Genomic DNA, 9626 nt, shown 5'->3' with positions numbered 1-9626 from the left:
ATTTGGGGGGCCGCCGCCACGCGCCATCCATGGCGCGGGGCGGCTAAACCGGCATCCCTGCCGGTTTACCCCCCAAATCCCTGGCGAATTCCGGCCAGCGTGGTTTGACGGGGCGCTTAAGATCAAAGGCAGATCAAGAGCAAGAGCGGCTCGCTTCGCATCGTGGTTAGCGTTGGCAGTGGCTACAAAAGTTGTGTAGATACTCATGCTCATCGGGGTCAAGTGTGGGAGTGGCTTGCCCCCGATAGCGTTGGTGCAGACACCATAGTTCCCAAGCCTGCTACCATGCGCGCCTACACCCCTGCCGTGACGACGCCAGCCAATGCCCTTCGCTTCTCAGCCTGCTTTGAATACCGTGCTCACGCACTTCCATGACCTGATCGTGCCGCTCTGGCAAGGCCCGGGATGGAACGCCGACCTGGCACTACCGTTTGAGGCGCTGGACGCCGATCATCAACCGTTGCCCCCACAACGCTATCGCGCCATGGCTTGCGCCCGACAGTTGTACCTGTTCGCCAGCCTGATCGGCGAGCCGGGTGCGGCCTTTGCCGAAGAACGTGCGGCGGCGCTGTTCCGTTCCCTGCAACGGCACTTCCATGATGCCGAACACGGCGGCTGGTTCTACAGCATCGACTCGGCCGGCCAACCGCTGGACAAGCGCAAAGACCTCTACACCCACGCCTTCATTATTTTTGCCTGCGCCCATTACTGGGCCAAGGTGCGTGAACCGTTGGTGGAATCGGTGCTCAACGCCGCCCTGGAAGTCGTCGCCCAACGCTTTTCCACCGGCGACGGTTTGTACGAGGCCGTACTGGAACGCAATTGGGCCTCCCTCAACTCAGGCCCCTTGCAAAACCCGCTGATGCACCTGGCCGAAGGTTTCCTGGCCACCCTCGCGGTGCGTGAGGACGCCGAGGTACAAGCGGCCCTGCTGGCACTGGCGACGGCCATGCAGCAACGTTTCATCGACCGCGAGCACGGCGTGATGATGGAAAAACCTGTGGGCGCTGTGGATAACTGGTTTGAGCCGGGGCACCAGTTCGAATGGTTCTTTTTGCTGGAATCTTCAGCTGTGCTGCGCGGCACTGCGCTGCATAAGTCGCTGACACGGGCATTTGCCTATGCCGAGCAAAAGGGTGTGGATAAGTTAAGCGGTGCGGTCAGTGGCATGCTCGCGCTGGATGGCACCGTGCGCGACGGCACCCAACGTATCTGGGCCCAGGCGGAGTACCTGCGGGCGCTGACCTTGCGGCCGGGTAGCGAAGCGGTGCTGCAGCGGCAGTTGCAGGCGTTGCAACAGCGCTTCCTGCATGCCAAGGGTTGGCACGAATGCCTGGATGCCGAGGGTAAGGTGAGCCGACGGGATATGCCCTCGACTACGCCCTATCATTTGGCAACTTGCTATGAGGGCTTGGTCCAGCATCTGGGCTGACCTGCAGGGCCCCATCGCAGGCAAGCCAGCTCCCACAGTGGATAGTGTTCACACATTTAAATGTGGGAGCTGGCTTGCCTGCGATAGCCTCACCTCGGTCTAACTGACCTCACGCAATCCACTTGCGATCCCCGGTAAAACTGATCGTCAACCAGCGCGCCGCATCCGGCGTGCCCAAGCCTGTGGATATCTCTTCGCGCAAGCTGTCGAGGGTCGCGACCTTATCCACCGGGTAATCCGCCGGCAGCACTACATGGATCTCGATAAACCGCGCTCGCCCGTGCTTCTGCACATAGGACACGTAGTCGTCGAAACCATGCCTGGCCTGCGCAGCATCCATCACTTCGCGTACTTTATCGTCCAGGTGATCCGGCGCGATCCCCAGCACTTCGCGCAACGCCGGGCGCAGGATCTTGAAAGCCGGCGCCAGCATACTCAGGGCCAGCAGGATCAAAATCAGCGGGTCGACATACACCGCCCATTCGCCGTAGCCCTGGGACTTGAGCAACAGAGCGGCCAAAAAGCTGATCAGCAAACCCACCGACAGCATCGCATCCACCAGCCAACTGATGTTATCGAACTGGATCAGCGATGATTTGAGTGTGCGGTTGCGGTAGCGCACATAGAAGAAGTAGGCGAATTCCACGACGGTAAACACCGCCGCATAAATAATCACCAGCCCCAACTCGATTTCGCGCCCGCCGTTGATGATGCCGAACACACCATTGAGGAATGCATAGATGGCGATCAGCAGCAGAAAGCTGCCTTCGATCAACAGCACCATGGGCTCCAGGTGCCAATAGCCGAACTGGAAACGCTCGTTACTTTTCTTGGCGATCAACTTGGCCGTGATCAGCATCAACACCTTGATGGCGGTGGCGATCAGCGAGAAGAAGCCGTCGAACAGAATGGATTGGGCGCCGGATATCACCCCCGTGACAATCCCGGCGATCGCCACAGCGAACATCAGGATCGTCGATTGTTTGAGCAGTGCCTGCTCACCTCGGTTACTCACATTTCCTCCCGTCAAAACCTTTAAACCGCAGGGTGCGGTGGGGTTTTCAGGCGGGCAGTGTACCTTATGCCGCATTTTGGCCGATTTGCCGCCATTTACTGTAGGAGCGAGCTTGCTCGCGAAGAACCCGAGAGCGCCGCGTGCATTCAGAATATCCGCGTCATCGTTAACGTTTTTCGCGAGCAAGCTCGCTCCTACAGAGTATCGCGCAGGTGCTTAGCCCTTGGCCCCACGCTCAATCGCAAACCCGGCCCAGGTCTGGCTCACCGGCATCAGTTCCAACCGGTTGATGTTCACGTGGGCCGGGGTATTCATCACCCAGAAAATCGTGTCGGCAATATCCTGCGGCTGGATCGGTTCAGCACCTGCATAGGTGGCGTCATAACGCGCCTGGTCACCGCCAAACCGCACCAGCGAGAACTCGCTCTCGCACAGGCCCGGCTCGATGTTGGTCACCCGCACGCCAGTACCTTGCAGGTCGCACCGCAGGTTCAGCGAGAACTGCTTCACGAACGCCTTGGAGCCGCCATACACATGGCTGCCCGGGTACGGATAGTTACCGGCGATGGAGCCCAGGTTGATGATCCCCGCACCACGGCCATGAGCAATCAGGCGCGGCAACAACAGGTTAGTGGTGGTCAGCAGGCCCTTGATATTGGTGTCGACCATGGTTTCCCAATCGTCGAGGTCGCACTTGGGGGCAGGATCAGTGCCCACCGCCAGGCCGGCGTTGTTGATCAGGCCACGCAGTTTGGCAAACGACGGCGGCAAGTTGGCAATAGCCTCCTCCATGCCTTTGCGATCGCGCACATCGACCACCAGGCCATGCACTTCGGTCTGCCGGGAAAGCTCTTCGACCAGGGCATTCAAGCGCTCGGCACGACGACCGGTGAGCACCAGCTTCCAGCCGGCTTCGGCAAAACGACGAGCACAGGCCTCGCCGAAACCTGAAGTAGCGCCAGTGATGAATAGCGTGTCGGACATGGTGTTCTCCTAGAGGGCATCGGGGAAAAAGTTGCCAGCAGAATGCCCTTACGCCGCCGTCGCGGCAACCGCTATGCGCAGAACTTCACATACAACTGTTCATTTTTTAATCAGAACGACCAACGCCTTGTAAACCGTGGCTTGCAGCCATGTGCGCGCAGGTTATCCACAATTGCGCCCACAGTCTTTGGGGGCAAGTGCAAATCGCTCGGAGCCACTGTGTACAAGGCTTGCAGGCGGTTTTAGAAAGTTTTTTGCTTGACCTTGATCGGGGCGTATGTAGCCCTTGAAAAATTCAGAAAGACGCAACGATGGCTTCAGGCCAGTCATTCCGGCCCCTGCGGGAGTCTTTCCAGAGTTTAATCACAGACTTATCCACAGGCTTGACCGACATATTCCGGTCATATACCTGTGTCTTTAAACAGGTTGACAAAGCCGGTGGAGGGTCGAGAAAAAGTAGCTGATCAAAAAACAACCACAACGCTACAAGCCATGTATTTAAAGGCTTTCAGCCAGGTACACCCATGTTACCCACAGCCGGTTCCACAGTGGATGGGGACAAGTCAAAACTGTGACAAAACAGGGATTTGCGGCGGCTATATGTCGCGCTTTGGAGGTGGGCTGGATTTGTTTTCCACAATTTGGTGGAGGGCTTGTTGACACCGCAAAAACAAATGTGGGAACCGGCTTTGGGTGGGAGCTGGCTTGCCTGCGATGCGGCCACCTCGGTATGTCAGCTAAACCGAGGTGATGCTATCGCGGGCAAGCCCGGCTCCCACATAAGGCCCGGTTCCCACAGGGTTGATGCGCCTGGATCTTAGGTCAGTGGCCGCCGAGGTAGGCGTTGCGCACTTCCTCGTTAACCAGCAGTTCTTTACCTGTGCCGGTCAGGCGAATCTCACCATTGACCATCACATACGCCCGGTCCGACAAGCGCAGCGCATGGTTGGCGTTCTGCTCCACCAGGAAGATGGTCATCCCGGTGGACGCCAACTCACGCAGGGTGGAAAAGATCTGCTTTACCACAATCGGCGCCAAACCCAGGCTGGGCTCGTCGAGCAGCAACAGCTTGGGCCGGCTCATCAGCGCACGGGCGATGGCGAGCATTTGCTGTTCGCCGCCGGACATGGTCATGGCCCGCTGGTTACGCCGCTCCTTGAGCCTGGGGAACAGCTCGAACATGCGCTGCATATCCTCGCTGGCAAACTTGTCGCCAATGGGGATGGTGCCCATCAGCAGGTTTTCCTCGACGGTCATGTCGGGGAACACTCGCCGCCCCTCCGGCGACTGCGCAATGCCGTTGGACGCGATGTAATGAGACGACTTGTGGGTAATGTCGACGCCGTTGTACAGAATCTGCCCCGACTCGGCCCGAGGCTGGCCGAAGATCGACATCAGCAGCGTGGATTTGCCCGCGCCGTTGGAGCCAATCAGGCTGACGGTTTCGCCTTCGTTGATGTGCAGCGAGACCTTCTTCAGGGCCTGGATCGGGCCGTAGAACACGTCCAGGTCCTTCATTTCGAGGATAGGTGCGCTCATACCAGCTCCTCTTCGTCCGCGCCCAGGTAGGCAGCAATCACTTTCGGGTCGTTGCGGATCGCGTCGGGGCCGCCTTCGGCAATCACGTTGCCGTGGTCCAGCACCACAATGTGGTCGGAAATACTCATCACCATGCCCATGTCGTGTTCGATCAGCACCACCGTAAGGTCGTGTTCGTCGCGCAGCAGGCGAATCATCGCGCTGAGGGCTTCGGTTTCCTGAGGGTTGAGGCCCGCTGCCGGTTCGTCCAGGCAGATGATCTGCGGCCGCGTGCACATGGCGCGGGCGATTTCCAGGCGGCGCTGCTGGCCATAGGAGAGCTCGCCGGCCAGGCGGTTGGCGCAGTCCACCAGGTCCACAACCTCCAGCCAGTAGAACGCACAGTCCAGGGCATCACTTTCAGCCTTGCGGTAGCCCTTGGTATTGAGGATGCCCGCGAGCATGTTGCGATTGACCCACATGTGCTGGGCCACCAGCAGGTTTTCCAGCACCGACATTTCCTTGAACAGGCGAATGTTCTGGAAGGTGCGCGCCAGCCCGGCACGGTTTACCAGGTGGGTGCCGCCGAACATCTTGTAGTACACACGGCTGAGGAAGCTTTTGGGCGAGACGAAGTCGGTGGCCTCAAAGCGCTCGCCGAGCAGTTGGATCACGTTGGTTTGCTTACCCCGCACGTTGAGTTCGATCTTGCCGCCACTGGCTTTGTAGAAGCCGGTGAGGCAGTTGAACACTGTGGTCTTGCCGGCGCCGTTGGGGCCGATCAGGGCGAAGATCGAGTTGCGTTCAACCTTGAGGCTTACATCGCTCAAGGCCTTGATACCACCGAAGTGCATCATCAGGTGTTCGACGGACAGCACGACTTCCTTACTCATGGCGCTACCCCTTTGCGTGGCGTCACGCCGGTACGGCTGATGCGAATCAAGCCGCGCGGTCGCCAGATCATCATCACCACCATCAGCACCCCAAACAGCAGCACGCGGTACTCGGAAAAACTACGCAGCAGTTCCGGCGCCACGGTCAACACGAACGCGGCGATCACCACGCCGACCGTCGAGCCCATGCCGCCCAACACCACGATGGCGAGGATCAACGCCGACTCGAAGAAGGTAAACGACGATGGGTTGACGAAACCCTGGTAGCTGGCGAAAAACACACCCGCCAAACCAGCGGTAGATGCCCCAATGGTGAACGCCGAGAGCTTGACCAGCACATGGTTCAGGCCCATGGAGCGGCAGGCGATTTCATCTTCACGCAAGGCTTCCCAGGCGCGACCGACCGGCATACGCGTGAGGCGATGTTTGATGTACAGCACGGCCAGCACCACCAGAAACAGCACGATGTAGATGAACATGAACTTGATGTTGGGGTTGTAATCGATGCCGAAGAACTCGTGAAACGGGATGCCGCCATCCTTTGCACGCTTGCCGAACTCCAGGCCCAGAAAGGTCGGCGAAGGCACGGGCATACCGTTGGGGCCACCAGTGAACGACAGCCAGTTGTTGAGTACCAGGCGAATGATTTCACCAAAGCCCAGGGTCACGATGGCCAGGTAGTCACCGTGCATTCGCAACACCGGGAAGCCGAGTATGCACCCCGCCAACGCCGCCGCGATGGCCGCCAGCGGCAGCACCGTCCAGAACCCCAGGCCCAGGTATTGATAACCCAGCGCCAGGCCGTAGGCACCAATGGCATAGAACGCCACGTAACCCAGGTCGAGCAGGCCGGCCAGGCCCACCACGATGTTCAGGCCCAGGCCGAGCAACACGTAGATCAACCCGAGGATCACCACGGTGAGCAGGTATTTGTTGGCGAAGATCGGAAACACGATGGCGATCACGATCAGTGCCGGAATGATCCAGCGCAGTCGCGACTTGTAGTCCGGCGGCAGCACATGCACGCCCGAACCACTGCTTTCAAAACCCTGCAGGATCTTCACGCCCTTGGGGGTTTGCAGGAACAGGCTCAAGGCAAAACGCCCGACCATGACGATGGCGACCAACGTGGCAACTCGCACCGGCTCCAGGTTGAAGCTGTAGCCGTCGAGCACTACGCCCACGATCGGGCCGAACACGATCAGCGAAATCAGCCCGGCGAGGACGGTATCGACCACACTTTTTTTGATATCAATGGATTTGGCAGCAGACATGTTTACACCTTCGCCACGAGTGGGCGACCAAGCAGGCCCTGGGGACGGAAAATCAGAATCACCACCAGCAGGGAGAAACTGAACACGTCTTTGTAGTCAGAGTTGATCAACCCCGAGAACAGCGACTCGGAGATACCGAGGATGATCCCGCCCAGCATCGCCCCAGGCAGGGAGCCGATGCCGCCGAGAACCGCCGCGGTAAACGCCTTGATGCCGATGATGAAGCCGGCATAGAAGTCGAAGGTGCCGTAGTTGAGGGTGATCAGCACGCCGGCCAGGGCAGCCATGGCTGCGCCGATAACGAACACGTAGGAGATCACCCGGTCGGTGTTGATGCCCAGGATCGAGGCCATTTTGCGATCTTGCTGAGTGGCGCGGCACATGCGACCCAGCTTGGTGTATTTGATGATGTAGGTGAGCAACGCCATGCCGGCGAACGCCGCCACCAGGATGAACACTTTGGTGTAGGTCAGTTGCACGAAGCCGGTGCCGATATCGACGCGCCAGGCGCCGGCCAGCAGCGTCGGGATGCCTTGTTGCTTGGCACCCTGGGCGATCTGTGCGTAGTTCTGCAGGATCAGCGAGATACCGATGGCGCTGATCAGCGGTGCCAGGCGGGTGGAGTTGCGCAGCGGTTTATAGGCGACACGTTCAATCACCCAACCGTACACGCCGGTGACGACCACGGTGAAGATCAAGGTGCCGAGAATGAGCAGCGGGAAGGATTCGATGCCGAAGTAAGCCAGCAGTGCCAGACTGATCGCCGCGAGGTAAGCGGAAATCATATAAACCTCGCCGTGGGCGAAGTTGATCATGCCAATGATGCCATAGACCATTGTGTAGCCGATGGCGATCAGGCCATAGACCGACCCGAGGGTCAGGCCATTGACCAGTTGCTGCAGGAAAATACCATCCATAACGCAATCTCACGCGGTGAGCACCTGCACACCGGTGGGTGTGCGGCGCTTCTGGAGGAAAAGACAGGTTTGGTGCAATAGAGCAGGCAACCAGGCCCTCTGTGGGAGCTGGCTTGCCTGCGATAGCGGTTTCACATTCAACACAGGGTTGGCATTGAGTCCGTCATCGCGGGCAAGCCCGGCTCCCACAGGGATCGAGGTGTTCAAGCCGTCGCGTTATTACTTCTGCTTTTCCAACTGATGGTATTTGCCGTCTTTGTCCCACTGGTAAACCACGTAGTCGGAGACTTTCAGGTCACCCTTCGTATCCCAGGCTTTTTCGCCCATGACGGTTTTGACCGGGTTGGCCTTGAGCCACTTGGCGGCGTCTTCGCCCTTGTTGGACTTGGCACCGTTGAAACCGGCAGCCAGGGCCTGGATCGAGGCGTAGGCGTACAGGGTGTAGCCTTCAGGCTCGGTGCCGTTCTTGCGGAACTCTTCCACGACCGTCTTGCTGTCTGGCAGCAGGCGCGGGTCGGCGCCGAAGGTCATGTACACGCCATCGACGTACTGCGCGCCGCCGGCGGTGGCTACCAGCTCGTCGGTGACCACGCCGTCATCGGACATGAACTTGACGTCTTTCAAGCCCGCTTCGCGGATCTGGCGCACCAGTGGGCCGGCTTCCGGATGCAGGCCGCCGAAGTACACGACGTCGGCGCCCAGGGAACGGATCTTGGTAACCAGGGCGCTGAAGTCTTTCTCGCCCCGGGTCAGGCCCTCTTCCAGCACCGGCTTGACGCCGCGCTTGGTCAACTGCGCAGCGGTGGCGTCGGCCAGGCCTTTGCCGTAGGTATCCTTGTCGTTGATCACCGCGACTTTCTTGCCCTTGAGCACGTCGACGATGTAGTCGCCGGCCACGATGCCTTGCTGGTCGTCACGCCCGCACATACGGAACATGGCGCCCAGGCCGCGTTCGGTCACTTGTGGGTTGGTGGAGCCCGGGGTGATGGCGATGATGCCTGCTTCGTCGTAAACCTCAGACGCCGGGATGGTGTTGGATGAGCAGAAGTGCCCGACCACACCGATCACTTTGTCCTGGTCGGCCAGGCGGTTGGCCACAGCCACGGCTTGTTTGGGTTCGCAGGCGTCATCGCCGGCCACCAGTTTGATCTGCTCACCGTTGATGCCGCCGGCCTTGTTGATAACGTCGGCTGCCGCCTGGGCACCCTTCATGTACTGCTCACCGAAAGCGGCGTTGGCACCCGTCATCGGGCCCGCCACACCAATTTTCACATCAGCTTGAACAAACGTAGAAACACCCAGCGCCGCTGCAACGGCGAGGGCCAGAAAACCTTTCTTGTAAAACGTCTGGGACATGAGTGGTGCTCCGATATTTTTGATTTTTGGCACGACAACTTGCATTCAAACTTTTCACTGAAAGCTCAGAGCAAGCCGCGTGCCATTACTTTTTTATTCTTCAAAAAGACACGGTGTCATTGTTATTACGTGGGTTTCGACTCCTTTTGCCAGTACGTGCAACCGTCTAGCTTCTATAGGTGCAACCAGAGAGCAGAAAAAGTACAACCTTGCGCGTCAGCACCTGCAACCGGAGGG

The 9626-nt window shown here is 59.0% G+C and carries 8 protein-coding genes; 1 reads left to right on the top strand and 7 read right to left on the bottom strand.

Features of this window, described 5'->3' with window-relative positions; translation table 11 throughout:
• The first annotated feature begins 322 nt into the window (after positions 1 to 322).
• Positions 323 to 1432, top strand: a complete 1110-nt coding sequence (locus JFT63_RS27945; protein WP_198845207.1) for an AGE family epimerase/isomerase — start codon at positions 323 to 325, stop codon at positions 1430 to 1432.
• A gap of 109 nt (positions 1433 to 1541) precedes the next feature.
• Here the strand turns inward: JFT63_RS27945 and JFT63_RS27940 are convergent, their stop codons facing one another.
• The 7 genes from JFT63_RS27940 to JFT63_RS27910 all read right to left on the bottom strand — a co-directional run bounded on the left by JFT63_RS27940 (position 1542) and on the right by JFT63_RS27910 (position 9389).
• Entirely contained in the window at positions 1542 to 2447 is a 906-nt protein-coding gene (locus JFT63_RS27940; RefSeq protein WP_198845206.1) for a cation diffusion facilitator family transporter, read from the bottom strand.
• Between the two features lie 216 nt (positions 2448 to 2663).
• Complete coding sequence (locus JFT63_RS27935) at positions 2664 to 3431, bottom strand: SDR family oxidoreductase (protein WP_186562749.1); 768 nt, start codon at positions 3429 to 3431, stop codon at positions 2664 to 2666.
• A gap of 822 nt (positions 3432 to 4253) precedes the next feature.
• Positions 4254 to 4970 (bottom strand): ABC transporter ATP-binding protein, encoded by a 717-nt coding sequence (locus JFT63_RS27930; RefSeq protein ID WP_005784287.1) that lies wholly within the window; start codon positions 4968 to 4970, stop codon positions 4254 to 4256.
• Positions 4967 to 5842 carry an ABC transporter ATP-binding protein gene (locus tag JFT63_RS27925; RefSeq protein ID WP_005784285.1) on the bottom strand — a complete coding sequence of 292 codons (876 nt, stop codon included), beginning with the start codon at positions 5840 to 5842 and terminating at the stop codon, positions 4967 to 4969. Before JFT63_RS27925 ends, JFT63_RS27930 begins: the two co-directional genes overlap by 4 nt.
• The gene (livM, locus tag JFT63_RS27920) at positions 5839 to 7116 is read right to left on the bottom strand and encodes a high-affinity branched-chain amino acid ABC transporter permease LivM (protein ID WP_057702609.1); all 1278 of its coding nucleotides are present in this window, start codon (positions 7114 to 7116) and stop codon (positions 5839 to 5841) included. Before livM ends, JFT63_RS27925 begins: the two co-directional genes overlap by 4 nt.
• 2 nt (positions 7117 to 7118) lie before the next feature.
• The gene (locus tag JFT63_RS27915) at positions 7119 to 8033 is read right to left on the bottom strand and encodes an ABC transporter permease subunit (protein ID WP_003188099.1); all 915 of its coding nucleotides are present in this window, start codon (positions 8031 to 8033) and stop codon (positions 7119 to 7121) included.
• A gap of 219 nt (positions 8034 to 8252) precedes the next feature.
• Complete coding sequence (locus JFT63_RS27910; RefSeq protein ID WP_057702608.1) at positions 8253 to 9389, bottom strand: branched-chain amino acid ABC transporter substrate-binding protein; 1137 nt, start codon at positions 9387 to 9389, stop codon at positions 8253 to 8255.
• Between the last annotated feature and the right edge of the window lie 237 nt (positions 9390 to 9626).

This window comes from Pseudomonas sp. MF7453 (genome assembly GCF_016405455.1).
Classification (GTDB): domain Bacteria; phylum Pseudomonadota; class Gammaproteobacteria; order Pseudomonadales; family Pseudomonadaceae; genus Aquipseudomonas; species Aquipseudomonas paralactis.
This window is presented reverse-complemented; position numbering and strand designations above follow the sequence as displayed.

Coding starts and splice junctions, on each gene's coding strand:
- livM (WP_057702609.1), bottom strand. CDS start 7,116: ATGTCTGCTGCCAAATCCATTGATATCAAAAAAAGTGTGGTCGATACC.
- JFT63_RS27910 (WP_057702608.1), bottom strand. CDS start 9,389: ATGTCCCAGACGTTTTACAAGAAAGGTTTTCTGGCCCTCGCCGTTGCA.
- JFT63_RS27925 (WP_005784285.1), bottom strand. CDS start 5,842: ATGAGTAAGGAAGTCGTGCTGTCCGTCGAACACCTGATGATGCACTTC.
- JFT63_RS27935 (WP_186562749.1), bottom strand. CDS start 3,431: ATGTCCGACACGCTATTCATCACTGGCGCTACTTCAGGTTTCGGCGAG.
- JFT63_RS27945 (WP_198845207.1), top strand. CDS start 323: ATGCCCTTCGCTTCTCAGCCTGCTTTGAATACCGTGCTCACGCACTTC.
- JFT63_RS27915 (WP_003188099.1), bottom strand. CDS start 8,033: ATGGATGGTATTTTCCTGCAGCAACTGGTCAATGGCCTGACCCTCGGG.
- JFT63_RS27930 (WP_005784287.1), bottom strand. CDS start 4,970: ATGAGCGCACCTATCCTCGAAATGAAGGACCTGGACGTGTTCTACGGC.